This window comes from Chryseobacterium sp. CT-SW4, assembly GCF_048572715.1.
Lineage (GTDB): Bacteria > Bacteroidota > Bacteroidia > Flavobacteriales > Weeksellaceae > Chryseobacterium.
Genome location: NZ_CP183840.1, coordinates 516,457 through 533,133, shown reverse-complemented (window position 1 = coordinate 533,133; position 16,677 = coordinate 516,457). Strand labels below are relative to the sequence as shown.

Genomic DNA, 16,677 nt, shown 5'->3' with positions numbered 1-16,677 from the left:
AAGAAGTAAATTGAGTATATTTTCTGAGAAAATTTCTTAAGCCTGTTCTTCTTTGCTTAAAGCTCTTTGTTTGTGAGCAGCTTTTAATCTTGATTGTCTCAAGGTTACTGAAGGCTTGATAAATTGTTGTCTCGCTCTTAATTGACGAACTACCCCTGTTTTATCAAATTTTCTTTTATATTTTTTTAATGCTCTGTCGATGGATTCTCCATCCTTTACTGGAATTATTAACATATTTTACATCTCATTTTGGATTGCAAAAGTATGTATTTTTTATTTAACCACAAAACAATCCTCAAATTTATTCCAGGAAACTTTCTGATATGTGTATAAAAATCCTTATTTTTGTAGTCTTATTTATGGGGTTGACTGGTTTCGACAGCAAGATCAATGGGTAAGTAAGCATGCAGAGAACCGTAGCGCGATCTCTCTAATCCCTTGCTACAAAATTTTAACTGGCAACGAAGAGTTCGCTCTTGCAGCTTAATATCGAAGTATAGTAGATCAAGCGTTTTCCCGAAGATTTAGTAAGGAAGCAAGATGTTCCACAATCGCCCTGTTCTGCGGCGTTTGATTCTGGAATATAGGAATGCAGAAATAAGGTTTTAGAATCTTCGGCTAAAACTCGAAAACTTTAGAAGATAAGCTGAAAGTTGGGTGTCTGCTCTCTGCTTTCAGTCGAAAACCAATAGCAGAATAAGCATGTAGAAAGCTTATGTATTGCTTGTTTGGACGAGGGTTCGAATCCCTCCAACTCCACTTTTTAAACTAAAGAGAATTTGTAAGTTATTGAATTTTAGATAATTACATTTTCTCTTTTTTGATTTTGTACCCAAAGTTGTACCCGAATTTTTGAAATGTACTTTTTTAAATCTGTTTGAATTTAATTAAACTTATTTAAATTTTGAGAATACAATAAGTTATTGTAATAATACAAATATACTACGATTTAAAGTAATGTCCGTTAGATTCAAAATAATCATACATTATGCTCCGTGCTGTTGCTCCCCAATCAATCACAACCCAATTAGGAATATTAAACGTATCATCTTCATATAAGTATTGTACAAAATCTTCATCCGAATTAAATTCGCCGTAATAAAAATTGTTTACATATTCGTATAAGCTTTGAAACTCCATTTTACCTAAACAATCCAAACACGCTTCGTAAATCTCTACTTCATGTCCTGAATCATTGATTTGTTCAAGTACTTCGTAAATATCTTTTGATATATGGCACTCGCTCAATAAACCTAGTTTTTCCAGAATCGGACATTCATAATCCTGAAACATAAATTCGGGGTCTTGTTCATCAGAATGCAATTCATACATTGCTGTAATTAGTTCGTCATAGCTTCCATAGTCGCTAAGATTAAGCCATTTCCCAAATAATGAGCCGTTGTTGTACTTCCTGTACGTTCCTACATAGATACTAGCAGTATCAAGACAATTTTGTAAATTTGCCATGTTAATAAGTTTTAGATGTATTAAAATTTATTGATGTTGCCTAGCAAGTACGCCAATACTTCTAGGCATTTTTGTTTTTATATCGAACCTTGTACACAAAGAAACAAGGCTTGCTTTTAGTAGTAAAGTACAGAGTAAAGATACGTAAAAAACACGATAACCACCAGCTTTTCAGACACTTTTTACTCAAAACATCAATACTTTTCAAGGTTAGTTAAAATCTTTTTAACCACTCTGAGCGCAGGAAAGTAAAAATAGTCTGAGAAAAACAAAATCCAAGCATAGGGGACACTACAAAAAAAAACACCACAACCCACACCCAAACCGTTATAGTAGGTACACACCCGATACATATACAAAAATTTTGAGATTTGGTATAGGGGGTATATTTTACGGTAAAAATTTGACGGGTGGTGTAAATAGTAGACCAAGTATTATACATTTTCTGTAACCCTTAATCCGCCTCATTTTATACATATAAAAAGTACTCTTTTAATCTTTATTAGTCAAAGGAAGTACAAAAACAAAGATGGTCATTTAAAAACGACCATCTAATTTATTTATACCAAAAATTTCTAGCAAATATTTTTCTAATAACGGAGAAAGAACTCTATATATCTCCTTCTTATCATCGGGAACATCCTCAGGAGATATTGTTAATAAATACATAATAGCAATTGGAACATTTAATACCTCAGAAATTTTTTCTAAAGTATCAGGACTTGGGCTATACGCACCATTAATCATTTGAGATATTGCAGTTTTGCTTTTGCCTATTTTATCAGCCAATTCTAACTGTGTAATATTTCTACTTTTTAATAAGCCTTTTATTACTTCTCCTATTTTCATTTATATAAATTTTCAATTACTACCGCAATAGCTGCTGCATCCTTTAATAAAGAAAGCCACAATACCGCTATTTCTACGGCTGTTTTTTCTGTTGTATTTTCTTGAATACTATCTTTTATTTGTAATAGCTTAGCTTTATCCTCAATTGATAATTCAGGATTAGCCAATAATATGTCATCAATTGTATTTTTAATTTGTTGGATTTCCATAATGAATAAGAATTAATGTTAGTTATAAAATTGTTACATCTTACTTTTAACATAGATTCTTCTTCATCATCAATATACCTCAAATTAGATTTGATGTTTTTAATCTTATTCCTTTTATCCTGTATTTTATCAAATCTATTATTTTTGATTAAGTAAAGAATAAAAGATTTAAGAAATTCAATTTTTTCCTGTAATTGGCTTAATATGAAAAACTCATTAATCTCTGCTAATATTTTTTCAGCCATTTCTTTTGCAGAACTACTCTGTTTAAAGTATTTAGACCTCTTTAGAATAACAGTACGTTCTCCAATAGAAAATAATTTATGATACGAATCATCAAAAGATGATAAATCTTTTATTAAATTTTTCTTTAAATCTGAATTTATTTTATCATTATTTACCGCCCAACCTTTTATTTCTAAAAATTTATTAAGATTAGATTCACTTTTTATTATACGAACACTAACAGCATTTGCTAAAATCTCTACAGCCTGACGTAGCAAATCACTACTTCTTAGATACTCCATAGTCAAATAATTTAATCAAATTTAAGTAAAACTTAAACATTGGACAAATTTATATCAACAAAAAAAACAAAAAGTTAAACATTTGTTTTTTATCACAATAAATTATAGATATACATTCACAAATACCATTTACTTAAAATATAATCTTTCACAACTCAGAAAACTAAAAGATTACTTACCACTCCGAATCATGATAAACAACACAATATTTTCATACACTCATAAATCAACTTTAAAGATTCGTAAAATTTCATATTTTTGTAGCTGAATTTTATCGAAAAATATAAAGCGTTAGCTTTTATTCTGTTAATAGGAAATCTCGCAAATTAACTAAAGTTACACAGGATAAACAGTTGATGCCTCCACCTATGGCGTGGAGGCTATTCTTGTTTGTGTAACACGGTTTCGCGAGAACCTCCTATTTACAAATTAAGTTTAGTCCTTCACGCTTTCTGTATTATTAATACTCACTTCAGGAGGACGAGTGAATAAAAACATTCACTATGAAAAAGTTTATCCTTTCCGCATCTTTGTTAATCGGAACTTTTTGTTTTTCTCAATCAGTTACTAAAAAGTACAATTCATTTTATGATAGATATGAGTACTTTGACCCAAACGGGAATATGATTAGCTATGAAAAGTATAACAGCTTAGCTAAACAATGGGAGATGTACAATGTTGACGGCTCAAACATTTCAAGTAATACCAGACAACCCACACAATATCGTGACCCACAACAATTAAGCATTTCAGGATTAGGAAATGCAATGATAGCAAAGCAAAATAGATATGACAATAATGTTCAGCAAGTTCAAAGTACCGTAAATTCAATCTCTAATCAAATCAATAATTTAAATGTAACGGACGAACAAAGGCAACTTATACATGATACTTTCCAAAAAAGCTGCGTTAATGAAGTAAATCGAACAAGGATTAATTATTCATCAGCCAATGAAACTAATCGTGTTATACAATGGCTATATGATTCTGCAAATACCATTATCAAAAATGTAACAGCTTCTACTAATGTCAGTTCCAGTAGTAATAACAGTAGTAGTTATCAAAACAATTCTTCAAATGATTACAGTAATGATAGTAAAATAAAATCTAATTATGGTAAAACCTTACCTGTTTATAATATTGCTATTTTTGACCATAATAATAAGCGCATAAAAGACGAAACTATAAAAAGTGATTCCTATGTAATTATAAATGATAATCAAATTATGTTTAAAAAAGCTGATGGGGAGCTTTCTTATAGAGATTTAAAAAACAAGGTATATAATGACCGTAAAAAAGGTTATGAATACTCATCAAACTGGGGAGGTGTTTTCATCCAAGAGGATTTAAAATATGTTGAGTTTTTTCAGGGCAGTTTAGCAATCGGAGAAAACTATACTTATTATATAACTCCGTCAGGAAATAGATAGGTAGATGACAATGCTTAATCATCTAAAACCAACATCGGGAAAATTGGGAAAAAACACGTCAAGTTTTGACGTTTTATCGATTTAATTTAGCAAAAATAAAACTTTAGAGAATCACTATGAAGTGGGTTTAAAAAGACTTATTTTTGTAATTAACCACAATATATAATGTTAAAAGTTTATTTTCGTGCCATATTTTTATTTACAGGGACATTAGGATTTTCCCAGATTCCTAACTTTCCTACTTCCCAAGCCCCTACCCCTAGTAGTTTGGGTAACTTTTCAAATCCAAATTATGGAAGTCCAGCAAGGTCTGTTATTCCCTCTGTTCCTCATGGTGGGTTGTACAATTCCAGAAGCTCACAGATTCAGCAACAGAATGCAAAAATGATGGAAGAAGACTTTAGGAAAGTGGCTCAGGAACAGGAACTCAGAAATAAACAGGAGAATTATTACAACCAACAAGCCTTAGAAGATTCTTATTATAACCTGCCTTCATTTTCAGGAAAAGCAGGCACACAATCCTATTATGATGCTTACAATCAATTAGGCTCACTCAATACTGACAATTATTCTATAAGTGAAGCCAATTTTATTGTGGAGAATGCCTATTATGGGAATAAACAAAATTATAATCAGTTTAAATCTGGAATTCAGAAAACAGCAAAACAGCTCTTACAGAAAATGAAAGAGAGAAAGCAGGATACTGAAAGCAATACAGATAAAAACCTCATGATTTTTGAGTACCTATCTAAAGGCATGAAGTTGGGAGGAGTTCAGCATAAAGCTATCAAATATGATTTTGAGGATTATATGGGTGCAAAGGATTGGAATAAGATGTTTGTTTCCAAACTCCTTAAAACAGGCTCTGGGCAATGTCATTCCATGCCTTTGTATTATTTGATGCTGGCAGAAGAAATGAATGCAGAAGCTCACTTAGCCTTTGCTCCCAACCATACTTATGTCAAATTTAAGGATGAAGAGGGGGAATGGCAAAATGCAGAGCTTACCAATGGGATATTTACTACAAGTTCTATTATTCTTGAATCAGGTTATATAAAATCAGAAGCTTTACAGAATGATATTTATATGAAGGAGCAAGATAAAAAAGAGTTATTAGCACAATTTTATGCAGATTTAGCCAATGGTTATGCTCATAAATATGGAATGGATGAGTTTGTAGGAAAAACTTTGGATAAAGCACTAGAATACTCACCAAAAAATATATATGCAAACCTACTAAAATCAACTTTTCAGCAAGCTAAACTGGAGTATGTAGCAGGGCAATTAGGCATTAAAAATCTTGAAAATCCTGAGGAACTACAAAATATCAGATTTTATCCGAGAGCATTGGCACTACTACAGGAGACAAAAGCCCAGTTCAATAATATTGACAATTTAGGCTATGTCCCGATGACTGAAGGGGCTTATGAAGAGTGGCTGGGGAATATGAAAGGTGAAGCCAACAGGCAGAAAAGTGAAGCTCTTGCTGAAAGAATGAGACAAATTAATGCTGAAAAGCAAAAGCAGAAACAACAGGAAACTTTGAGAAAAGCTCAGGAACAAAAGAAAAAAGAATCTCAGCAGTCTAACGAGAAAGCCCAGTATTTCCCAATAGACCCAAAACATTTATAACAATAATGAAAAGATATTTATCTCACAAAACTATATCCTTCGTATTCTTAGTCTTGATATGGCTAAGTTCAGGAACAGTTAAAGCCCAAAATAACCAGTTTTACAATGATGCTTATCAGACCATTGACAACATGTTAAATGATAAGCAAAAATATAGCTTTAAAGATGCTGTGTTCAGTGTTGAGAATGCCTATTTTCAGGGAAAACTTGATACGGTACAGCTCAATAATGAAATCAAATTTTTAACAAAGTTTGCAAAAGCTATCATTGCTAACAGGGATTTAAATTACAAGCAATCTGATAAAGATAAAGTGAGCAAATATGCAGCAATATACTCTATTATGTGCCAGACTTTGCCTATTGCTGTAAAAGACACCGTAATACAGTATAAGCCTTTTAATTATGATTTTAAGGATGTGTTTGGGCATAATGATATTACCAACTTATTTGTATCTAAGTTATTGGCTACGAAGAAAGGGAATTGTAATTCCATGCCTTACCTGTATAAGATTTTGGCAGAGGAATTAGGAGAAACAGCCAATTTAGCCTTAGCCCCGAATCATGTGTACATCAAACATCAAATTAAATCTGATGGATGGTACAATACAGAGCTTACCAGTGGGATGTTTCCTCAGGATTCATGGCTCATGGCTTCGGGGTATATCCATTTGGATGCCATTAAAAACGGTGTGTTTATGAAGGCTTTGAATGATAAGGAAAGTTTAGCATTGTGTTTATTTGATTTAGCACAGGCTTATAACAGGAATTTCCCTGACAATGATGGTGAGTTTGTTTTAAAAACAGTTAACAGGGCAATAGAAATTTATCCAAACTTTGCAAAAGCTCTTATCCTTAGGGCTGAAACTCATAAACAACAGTTTGAAAAGTTGATGGATAAACAGAATTTGACTTCAACTAATCCTGAAAACATAAAAAAAGCTCAACAAGACCCAAAAGCTAAGGAACTAATGGAGCTAATGACACAGGAGTACGGACATATTTATGAAATTGGATACAGGCAGATGCCAGAGGAAATGTATTTGGATTGGCTTGTTTCTCTAAGAACAGAGAGAGATAAATATGAGAATAAAAAATTAATGAATAACTTTACAAAATAACAAATGACTATGAAAAGAATTGTACTGACTGGTTTTGTTCTTCTCACTGGAATTACGCAGGCTCAGGTCAAGAAAACTCAATTAAAGACAAAAAAGGAATGGGTAAATCCTGTTAAACTTACTAAAGAAGAAAGAAACAGACCTTATATGGATGAGGTTTTGAAAACCAGAGATTCCATTACTCCTGAAGAAGCTGAAAGAAGAAGAAAAAATATTGCTATTGGGAATCCTTTTAAAGACCGTGGCTATTATCCTAAGATTGCTACATTAAGTAAAGGAAAATACCTAGAATTTCATGATATGGATGCTGTAGTTAATATTGGCTCCGTAAAGTACAATAAGAAAACCAAAGAGATTACAGAGTTCAGGGAAATAGATTTGAGTGACCCAGATGCACAACCATATTTGGATACAGCAGGGAGATGGTTTTCACCTGACCCTTTAAGTGAGGAGTATTCGAGCTGGTCTCCTTACAATATGGTACTAAATAATCCTATAAGTAATATTGACCCTGATGGGAGACAGGTTTTTACTGATTTTAAACTTTTACAGGATGGTACAGTTACCAGAGTTGACCCAAATGATGGAAGTGAGAAAAGAAATGATGATAGACTATTTGCTACTGACAAAAAAGGAAATGTGACAAATACAGCACCCGTCGTAGTAGATAAAGCTAAACCCACTGATGGAAGTATTATCAGTAGTTTAGCTACTGATTATGGATTACGGGACTCTACTTTTCCAAAAGGAATTAATTTTGGAAGAACTACCGATGCAAAAGATGCTGCTAATGTTTTTACATTTGCTGCAAAAAACTCTAATGTTGAATGGGGATTAGAGGCTTATAAAGTAGGAAAAGGAGTTTCTTATACTGTACTTACTGGACATGACGAAGGACTGACACCTCCTAATTTTCAAAACCAATCTATGTCAAAACTATTATTTGAAATTCATTCACATAAAAATGTAAATGGACCTTCTCCAGTAAATGGACAAACAGACGGAGATTATGGTGTAGCAAGAGATGGTGACAGAATATATTATAAAAGAACAGGAAGTACTAATTATCCTGGACATTACCTTTTCCATGCTCCTAATGGTGGAAAAAACACCTTATGGAAGTATTATTGGCACAATAACTCTAAAGTACAGGTTGGCTCATCAATCAATTTAAAATCTTTAAAATGAAAAAGTTAATAATATTATGTTTATTATTTATATGCTTGTTTTGCTGTAAAAAGAAAAGTAATAATGAACATTTTGTCTCTGACGAAATTTACAATACAATTACGCAGAGCGTAGATGGAATACATAAGGACATTTCTAAAACTGACAATGTTTTTTATGTTTTTAACAGATATGATACTTTGATTATCATGTCTTCAGAAAGTGAAAATATACTTCGTCCAACCTATTCAGTGCAAAAACTAGGATATTTTAATTATAAAAACAATAAAATTATAATTACTAAACCATACAAGGCAGAATTTGACATAATCAATAAAAAAAATAAGTTGAAAAGTATTAATAATGATTTAAAGCCACCTTACTATGATGGAAACGATTATCAAAAAGGGATGGTTTATAAAATTATAGACTTAAACCATCTAAAATTGATTGAGGAAGGAAATTTGATGAAATATTTTAAACCCATGGCTGAATACGAATATCTTCCTCCACCTCCACCAACGGATTTGAAATAATGAGAACAGCAATCTTTTTAGTTTTTATTTTTTTCTCTTTAACATCATGCAGAAAGAAAAAAAACAATACAGATTTAAACGATGATTTATATAATGTTATAATAGATTACCAGAAAAAAAATCCTTTTAAAGAAGCTCCTGAGAATTCAATGTATGTTTATGAAGTTTATTTTTATCAGGATAGCACTCTATCTGTTACTCTAAGTCCTATTGGAGTTAATCTTGAAGAGAAGAATCCCTATGGTATCTATAAAGATAAAACTTTAAAAGCTACCTACATTATAGATAATAGCAGAATTGGAAAAAATCTTGTAAAGAAATATATTCAAAGAGATTTAGATAAGTTTGTTGTAAAGGACTTTGTAATAAATGATGCAATGTATCCAGAGTATATATACAAAATCAAAGGAAAGGAACTAGTATTAATAGATTCTATAAGAGGGAACGTAAGGAAATAGAGACACTACAGCAATAGGGGTGGTGGGTCTTTTTATCTTTAGATTTTAAAAACTAGTTTGCTCTAAAAACCATTTCATTTCGAAAGCTAAATAATAGAATTGCAAACTCTTTTGTTATTTGTTTATTTTTTAATAAATAATTGAGTTCCTTGTTAATAAAGAACTCAATTATTTTTGCTATATTTTTTAAAGTATTAATCCTTTTAAGATGAGTTTCTTTAATAGCTTTAATAATTGCAGTACAATAAATGGCATTAAAAAAATCAATATCTTCTTTAGTAAGAGTTCCATAATTATCTCTAGCTCCATTTTCAACTTCATTTCTTAATTGTTCCATCGAACTCAAAATATTTCCAAATCCTAAAATTTCTTTATGAGTATTCAATCTCGTAACAAATTGATTTGAATTACAGCTAAGTAGAATTACTTTTTTTTCTTTAAATAAGATATTCCCAAATTCTGAATCAATAAAAATATTCTGCGGAAAATCAATGCCTTCTGGACCATATAAACCTGTTGAGTGACCATGCCCAAGAAATAGTATCAAGCTATTTTCAGGTATCGATTTTAACAACTCTAATATTTCATCTTTAGAAGTTTCAGTTGGAAGAAATACATGATAATTTTGAGGAAATTCAGCTTTAAAAACTTCTAAAAAGGATGTTGTTTCATCTAAGGCATGAATTATATAAAAGTCATCCATTTAATTCTGTATAATTTGCAATTGACATTTCAATGAACTCTCTAATAAATTTTAATCCGAGATTATTATTCTCTGAAATTAAATCTATTAATTCTCCTATTTTTTTTCCGTCAAAAAAATCATTTCCTGTATTATGAAAAGTATTACTATCAAAACTTGATAGTGTATTTAATACGATTAATGAAATTGTTTTGTTATTATATATTAAAGTATTAATTTCATTAAATCTTTCTGCTCTTGTACAAAATTTAAGTTTCATTTCCAACAACATACTTAAGAGTTGTTTTGAATTTATTGGGTCTTGTGGATTTTTTTCTATTTCATTTTTAATTTCTCCAATCAATACCTCACTAACTTCCTTTGACTTTCCTGAATATACTAAATATTGTATCTTTTTAAACTTTTCATGTTTATTAACCAATATTTTAATTATTTCAAGTGCATTGATTTCATTGTAATTATCTGTTTTTGGCAACATATTCCAATCTGATGCAATTAGATTAATTTGTAATCCTCTTGTTTTTTCATCAATCATGCTCTCAAATTCTGTAATTTTGAAATTATTAGTTGCAACATCTAAAAAATCGGTTGGATTAATAAAAATCAAATTACAATCAACCCCAGCAACGCTGACATTTGATTTGTTCTGTTGTAATTCGTCGGATTCATCATCAAAAACAATGTAGTTCAATGGAATTTTATTACTTGAAGCCATATTAAATAATAATTTTAAAAGCAGCCCCTTTGAGCTTTTGGTTATTACCTATGAATTCTATTTTTCCATTTGAATTCGCAACACGATTAAAAACATCATACATACCAATACCAGAACCTTTTTCCGTTGATTCTCTAACACCTAATTGAAATATTGATTCGGGATTTTTTACTAATTTTTCTGGGACACCTTGACCATCATCAAAAAAGAATATTACTAACTTTTCTTCTGATTTTTCAAATTCTATAAGAACATTTTTTGCTTTTGCTTTTATAGAGTTTGATATTAAATTATCTAAAATTATATCTATATCAATTGGATTTAAAAGTAGATATTTATCAAATACATTTTGGATTAGTACCGTTATCTTTTTTTGAGTAAGAGGATACATATCCATTAAATATTCATTTATATAAACAGGAAGATTTACTCTTTGTTTTGTATGCTTATAATCGAAATTGGACTTAATAATATTACTAGAAACCTTGAGAGCTTTATCAACATTGTTTTTTATCGCATAAGTTTTTAGCTGAGCTTCTTTTCCTAAATCATAATCAAGAAGTTCAGTAACATACGTTGAGGCATTACCTACATATAAATCAATTGTATGAACCAATTGTTCTGCATCATCACTCAAAGTTTTTCTAGTAGCGTTTAAATATTGATTTTTTTTAGTTTCAATGCTAAGCTTATCTGATAAATCTATATTCTCAGTTTCCTTTTCCTTAACTTTTTGTTCTGCCTTTATTTTTGCAAGTTCTGCTAAAGCTCTTTCTTTTTCCTTTTTTTCAGCAGCCAATTCAGCATTTTTTCTTTTTAGCTCCTCTTCTTGTTGTTTCCTTTCAGCATTCTCACGTTTTTTCCTCTCTTCTTCTGCTTTTTTTTCAGCTTCAATCCTTCTTTTTCTTTCTTCTTCTTCTCTTTTTTGAGCTTCTTCTTTTTCCCGAATGATTTTATTAACGTTTGCTTCTGTTAATTTAACTTGATTCAATAATTTTTCATCATTAGTTTTTTCAGCAATTTTTTCTAAATCTAAGATAAATTTAGGTTGAACTATATCCAACTTTTCATTAACTAGATTGACAAAATCTTTATTATAATCAATTATTTTTATATCAGTGTCATCACTTAAGCTTTTAATTAGATTTACAAAGTCGATTTTACTCCCTAAATTTCCAACAGCATCTTCATAGGTATCTTTATCTTTATCGTTCACTAGTTCTTGACGAAACTTTACTGCAGTATTTGAATCAAGAAAATAGTTCTTTCTACTAAATGCTTCTCCCCAAAGAACTCCGACAACATATCTTTCTAATCTCTTAAATGCCTTATCGTAAAAAATTTCAAAAAGCATTTTTTTTCCTAGTGATTCAACTAAGCCTCCGTCACGACTAGACACTTCTTTAAATTCGTCAAACCTTTCAGTAATTATATCTACTTTTCCAAATAAATCACGAGTTCCTAAAAATCTATTATACCCTTGTTGCTTTCTATTGTCGAGTCTCCAACTGTCATCACCAATATTACCATAGGGTTGTACTCGGAATCCATTTTTAAATAGAAATATATTCCCATAATTAACGGGTTCAATATCCATTAATTTACTAAAATTTATTTTTGCGCTTCTGTTTAGAAAATATAAATTAATTTCTAAGTCATCAATGACAGATTTATATTCATTGGGTTCTTCAATATGATAGATTAAATTCCCTCTATCTAAAATTTTTGTAGAAATTAAACTATTTTTTAGTTTTAATTCTATCTGCGTAGTTTTTAAATCTAATATTTTAAGAATAGTATTATCTATTACCCCATTTACTTTAGAATATTTTTTAGTCAAAATTTCTTTTGCCTCAATTTCAATTGAGAAATCATTTTCTTTTGAAAAGGGGTTAATTAGCTTCTCTAGTGAACGTCTTAATTCCACTAGCTTTTCCTCATCCCATTTTGAATTTAAATTTTTTATTCTTAAAATAGTTCCATGTTTAGATTTTTGAGGAAAATCAGCATTACTTTTAATCTCTTCAAAAGGAATTTGTATCGAATTAAAACTTTCCTTAGAATCTTTATCAAATTCTTCCCAATCTATATTTAATTTATACGTATTGTTTGCATTAATTTTAGATGTTATTAGCTCTAGCCTATTCCCTAATCTATCACAAGAAAATCTACCTACCCCTTTAGCTCCTGCATAAAACCTTCTTGATTTCAAATTACTTAAATGAGAGTTTCGTTTAATATCATCATCTTCAGTCCCATCCTTTTTAGCAGAATATGCAACAGCAAACCATTTATTCTCCAAATCATCTTTAGACATGCCCTTACCATTATCTGCAATAATTATTTCATTATTACCAAATGTAATCTTAACATAATCAGCATATGCATCATACGAATTTTTTACTAACTCGTAAATGGCAATAAAGTCATCAGTAATTAAATCTCTACCAATGATATTTTTCATACCCGTTTTAATGTCAAATCTAAGTAATCCCTTATCCATGTAACATTAATTTTAAAATTTCACCAGCTTGTTCAGCAAACAATGGAGGAATAGCATTTCCAATTTGGGAATATCTAGGCACTTCATATTTACGTAGTTTACCTCCCGTAGTATATTTACCTTGAAATGTATACCAATCTGGAAATGATTGCAGTCTAGCATACTCTCTTACAGTTAATATTCGAGGTTCACAATAATGAATATAATCATCTGGAAGAGTTGTAATTGTAGGGCTTCTGTCGTCCTTAGATAGAGGAATTATAGTATGCTTTTTAATATTATAGTGTAATCTAATATCATTAGAAATATCATAATTACGCCTATTTTCTGTTAATTCTAAAATATTTTTAAATTTTGATATTGTAGTTTTCTGATGCTTTGCAAATCTATGACTATTAGGAATTACAAATTTGTTGTACTTCCGAAGATATTTTTGATATTTAGATATTGCTTCTATGTAAGGGGACGATTTAAATCCAGGAGAATCGGGACATTCTATTTGTCCATTTATTTGAAGTAAGTCAGAAATTGCATCCTCTACAGAATTTTTTAAATTAATTTTTTTTGATTTTAAAAAGCTAAATTTATTGTTTTCTAATTCAGAAAAAAAGTTATTTACAAATTCTTGAGATGATTTTTTTAATTCTTTTTTCACTCCTATTAAAATAAATCTTGTCCGTTTTTGTGGCACTCCAAATTCAGCAAAATTAATAAGCTTGCCTTGAACATAATATCCTAGATTATCTAAACTATTTAAAACTAATTTGGAATAAGCAATACCTTTTTCTTGATTCTTTTTAAATTCAATAGTAAATCCTTTTACGTTTTCAAAAAAAATCAAATCAGGTTTAACTAATTCTACGAATTTTATATATGAATTTATTAAATTATTTCTCTCATCCGATTCATCTCTTCTACCAGCCATAGAAAAACCTTGACAAGGAGGTCCCCCTGCAATTAAATTAATTGTTCCTCTTAGCTTTACTAATTCATCTGAATAAGTCTCAATTATTGAATTTACATCATGTTCCTTAACAGGCAACCACTCTGGCCAATTAAAATGTTTTTTATTTTTTATTAAATTGTAGTGTAGTGTTTTGAAAGCATCTTTATTTTTTTCAATAGCAAAAACTCCATCCCATCCTGCTTGATGTAATCCTAATGATAGACCACCACAGCCAGAAAATAAGTCTATATATTTCAGTTTGCCCATATATACAAAATAAGTAAAAATAAATAATGCTACAAAGATAAATTAATCCTAGAACACTAACTAATATAATAATTAATCACTAGATACGGAATTAAAAACAATAAAACCAACATTTATTTACATTTTAAGTCATATTCCGAGTATAACCAATTTTGACATTGGTTTGTAATTGCATTTTCATTAATTCATTTAAGCCTTTCAATAAAGGGTTCATTTTGATAAATTTTTGAAATAATCTTTTTTTAGTTACCGCCATTTGTACTTGTTCTTCATTCAGGTCTTGTAAAATCTCTGTTTTCAATTTGGCATAATAAGTCTGAACCGTCTTTGGGTCTTTTATAGCTACTTTTGCTAACTTTTTTATCGTCATTTTTCCATATAAATCAAAATCCCAGTTTTTCATTACTTCCAGAAGGTCTGATTGAGTTTTGTTTTTTCTGTCCTGATGAATCTGCCTTATGCTTAATCTTCTTTTGTCTGTGGCTGTTAGGTTCTTAGAATTATCATATAAAAATCTCCTTTCAGCATTTGGAATAGGTTCAGCATCATTTAAGTTTTGATAAATCTTTGCTACTGTTGTTTCAATTTCACTGTTTTCAAGAGGCGGACTCATTTTGCTGTAATTAATTGCATACAGATATTTTAGTATCAAATCTTTGTTTGCTGTTTTGTTGAGAGCAATTAACTGATATGCTATGCTTTTTAGGATATTCTCTCTTTCTCCTTCAACAATTTTTCTGAATGGAACATATATTAATGAATATTTAAGTTTATTCTCCTTACCAAAATCATACAAACCATTTTCGTCAAAAACAATATCATAGTGTTGCAGTAACTCATCTAAATTATTAAATCTCAATTTATACCCAATATAATCATACCCTATTGAATTAGTTTTTATAATAGTACTATATTGGGTACTTTTTTCTGCCGAACTAGCGTGCGCAAGTTCCACAGGTATCATTTCTGCAACAGGAAAAACCTCTACATTATCATTATAGTAAGCATTCGGGTCATGGGATAATACAGTAAGCCTGTCAATTGATACTGCCCGTTTATCAAAAGGTATATCCAACACCTTTGCAATCTCCTGAGTGGCAATCTTGAAGTTAGCAGGTGTCAAACCGTCTACTTTTACTACTAAAGTCAATCCAATATTGGATAAACTTCTCCAATAGGCACACACATAGGCAGTATTGATTTCTAAATCCAGCTCAGTCATGTTATCAACATCAATATACAGATAGCCTGTTGATTCAACTAGATTTTCTCCTTTGATTTGACCTGAAAAGTTAAAATTTATAGTTATTGCAGAAAGTTTATGGATTTTTATTGTTTTATACTCCTCAGAGCCTCGTTCTAAAGTTCGAGCATTCTGCACCAATTCAATATGTTCAGTTGGAGGAGATTTGATAAATTCCACAACTTCTCCGATGTTTTGGAATGAACCTGTAATAGTACGATTGGTACAATGCGATATTTTGTTAATCATAATAAATAATGTTGTTTTAAAAAGGCATAACAAGGAACGTACACAGCTATTTTTGCGATGCCTGAGGATTTTGTTATTGAAAATGCTTTAGTTGATTTTTCGGATGTTTATATTGATAGGTAAGATTGCAGCTCCCAAATAGTTGTTAAATCTTGATAATGATAATAAATATTCTAGTTTTTATTAAATAATTGGATTGTATTTGACATGATAATTGTTACTTTAAATTTGGCACAAGAGATACCCACACAATGCTCGACTGTGCTTTGATTAAACATAAAAGTGTGGTAAATTATTAAGAAATAATTGGGATAGTAAGAATTTCCCGAAGTTTAAGAAACCTGTTTCAATTTTGAAAACACTTCTTCTTTTGAGTAATACACTCGGTTGCCTATTTTGGTGTTTTTCAATGTACCGTCATTATTCCAATGAAACAAAGTTGTCAAACTTACATTTAAAAGTTTTGCTGTTTCTTCACGAGTATAAAACTCTTTTTCCGCTGATTGTACAGGAATAATTTTTTCTAATTCTTCTCTAACTAACTTTTGAATAAACTGACCAAAAGATTCTATATCTATTTGCATCAATTGAATTGCTGAATTTGTCATAATTTTTATTTGTTTAAGATTATGATGCAAAGGTTCAGATAGGGAAAACA

Annotated in this window: 16 protein-coding genes and 1 other RNA gene; 7 read left to right on the top strand and 10 right to left on the bottom strand. The window is 30.3% G+C overall.

The features are described from left to right. Nucleotides 1-36: 36 nt before the first annotated feature. The gene (gene rpsU / locus ABJ974_RS02360; protein WP_419869790.1) at nt 37-234 is read right to left on the bottom strand and encodes a 30S ribosomal protein S21; all 198 of its coding nucleotides are present in this window, start codon (nt 232-234) and stop codon (nt 37-39) included. Nucleotides 235-361: 127 nt separating this feature from the next. Here rpsU and ssrA point away from each other — a divergent pair. Continuing rightward, nucleotides 362-762, top strand: a transfer-messenger RNA (tmRNA) gene (gene ssrA, locus ABJ974_RS02355). A 180-nt stretch (nt 763-942) separates the two neighbouring features. Here the strand turns inward: ssrA and ABJ974_RS02350 are convergent. From ABJ974_RS02350 to ABJ974_RS02340, 3 genes are all read right to left on the bottom strand, one after another. Continuing rightward, a complete protein-coding gene (locus ABJ974_RS02350; protein ID WP_419869789.1) occupies nt 943-1,467 on the bottom strand; it encodes an antirestriction protein ArdA in 525 nt (174 codons plus the stop codon). Between the two features lie 537 nt (nt 1,468-2,004). Next, nucleotides 2,005-2,316: a helix-turn-helix domain-containing protein gene (locus ABJ974_RS02345; protein ID WP_419869788.1), complete on the bottom strand. Its 312-nt coding sequence runs from the start codon at nt 2,314-2,316 to the stop codon at nt 2,005-2,007. A gap of 115 nt (nt 2,317-2,431) precedes the next feature. Continuing rightward, nucleotides 2,432-3,052: a hypothetical protein gene (locus ABJ974_RS02340; protein ID WP_419869787.1), complete on the bottom strand. Its 621-nt coding sequence runs from the start codon at nt 3,050-3,052 to the stop codon at nt 2,432-2,434. A 503-nt stretch (nt 3,053-3,555) separates the two neighbouring features. Between ABJ974_RS02340 and ABJ974_RS02335 the strand changes: the two genes are divergently transcribed. The 6 genes from ABJ974_RS02335 to ABJ974_RS02310 all read left to right on the top strand — a co-directional run bounded on the left by ABJ974_RS02335 (nt 3,556) and on the right by ABJ974_RS02310 (nt 9,393). Further along, nucleotides 3,556-4,482 carry a hypothetical protein gene (locus tag ABJ974_RS02335; RefSeq protein ID WP_137905819.1) on the top strand — a complete coding sequence of 309 codons (927 nt, stop codon included), beginning with the start codon at nt 3,556-3,558 and terminating at the stop codon, nt 4,480-4,482. A 165-nt stretch (nt 4,483-4,647) separates the two neighbouring features. Beyond that, entirely contained in the window at nt 4,648-6,114 is a 1,467-nt protein-coding gene (locus ABJ974_RS02330; protein ID WP_419869786.1) for a hypothetical protein, read from the top strand. 5 nt (nt 6,115-6,119) lie between these two features. Further along, the gene (locus ABJ974_RS02325) at nt 6,120-7,232 is read left to right on the top strand and encodes a tetratricopeptide repeat protein (RefSeq protein WP_419869785.1); all 1,113 of its coding nucleotides are present in this window, start codon (nt 6,120-6,122) and stop codon (nt 7,230-7,232) included. Between the two features lie 3 nt (nt 7,233-7,235). Then, nucleotides 7,236-8,420: a JAB-like toxin 1 domain-containing protein gene (locus ABJ974_RS02320; protein WP_419869784.1), complete on the top strand. Its 1,185-nt coding sequence runs from the start codon at nt 7,236-7,238 to the stop codon at nt 8,418-8,420. Continuing rightward, nucleotides 8,417-8,935: a hypothetical protein gene (locus ABJ974_RS02315; RefSeq protein WP_419869783.1), complete on the top strand. Its 519-nt coding sequence runs from the start codon at nt 8,417-8,419 to the stop codon at nt 8,933-8,935. The genes ABJ974_RS02320 and ABJ974_RS02315 overlap by 4 nt, the downstream gene beginning before the upstream one ends. Next, nucleotides 8,935-9,393 (top strand): hypothetical protein, encoded by a 459-nt coding sequence (locus ABJ974_RS02310; protein WP_419869782.1) that lies wholly within the window; start codon nt 8,935-8,937, stop codon nt 9,391-9,393. Before ABJ974_RS02315 ends, ABJ974_RS02310 begins: the two co-directional genes overlap by 1 nt. A 52-nt stretch (nt 9,394-9,445) precedes the next feature. Here the strand turns inward: ABJ974_RS02310 and ABJ974_RS02305 are convergent, their stop codons facing one another. The 6 genes from ABJ974_RS02305 to ABJ974_RS02280 all read right to left on the bottom strand — a co-directional run bounded on the left by ABJ974_RS02305 (nt 9,446) and on the right by ABJ974_RS02280 (nt 16,627). After that, the gene (locus ABJ974_RS02305) at nt 9,446-10,096 is read right to left on the bottom strand and encodes a hypothetical protein (RefSeq protein WP_419869781.1); all 651 of its coding nucleotides are present in this window, start codon (nt 10,094-10,096) and stop codon (nt 9,446-9,448) included. After that, on the bottom strand, nt 10,089-10,811 hold the full coding sequence (locus tag ABJ974_RS02300; RefSeq protein WP_419869780.1) for a hypothetical protein: 723 nt from the start codon (nt 10,809-10,811) through the stop codon (nt 10,089-10,091). The genes ABJ974_RS02305 and ABJ974_RS02300 overlap by 8 nt, the downstream gene beginning before the upstream one ends. Before the next feature lies 1 nt (nt 10,812). Beyond that, a complete protein-coding gene (locus ABJ974_RS02295) occupies nt 10,813-13,314 on the bottom strand; it encodes an ATP-binding protein (RefSeq protein ID WP_419869779.1) in 2,502 nt (833 codons plus the stop codon). Beyond that, the gene (locus ABJ974_RS02290; RefSeq protein WP_419869778.1) at nt 13,307-14,527 is read right to left on the bottom strand and encodes a DNA cytosine methyltransferase; all 1,221 of its coding nucleotides are present in this window, start codon (nt 14,525-14,527) and stop codon (nt 13,307-13,309) included. Before ABJ974_RS02290 ends, ABJ974_RS02295 begins: the two co-directional genes overlap by 8 nt. A 124-nt stretch (nt 14,528-14,651) precedes the next feature. Further along, a complete protein-coding gene (locus tag ABJ974_RS02285) occupies nt 14,652-16,019 on the bottom strand; it encodes a BT4734/BF3469 family protein (RefSeq protein WP_419869777.1) in 1,368 nt (455 codons plus the stop codon). Nucleotides 16,020-16,351: 332 nt separating this feature from the next. Further along, the gene (locus ABJ974_RS02280) at nt 16,352-16,627 is read right to left on the bottom strand and encodes a helix-turn-helix domain-containing protein (protein ID WP_419869776.1); all 276 of its coding nucleotides are present in this window, start codon (nt 16,625-16,627) and stop codon (nt 16,352-16,354) included. Nucleotides 16,628-16,677 lie beyond the last annotated feature (50 nt).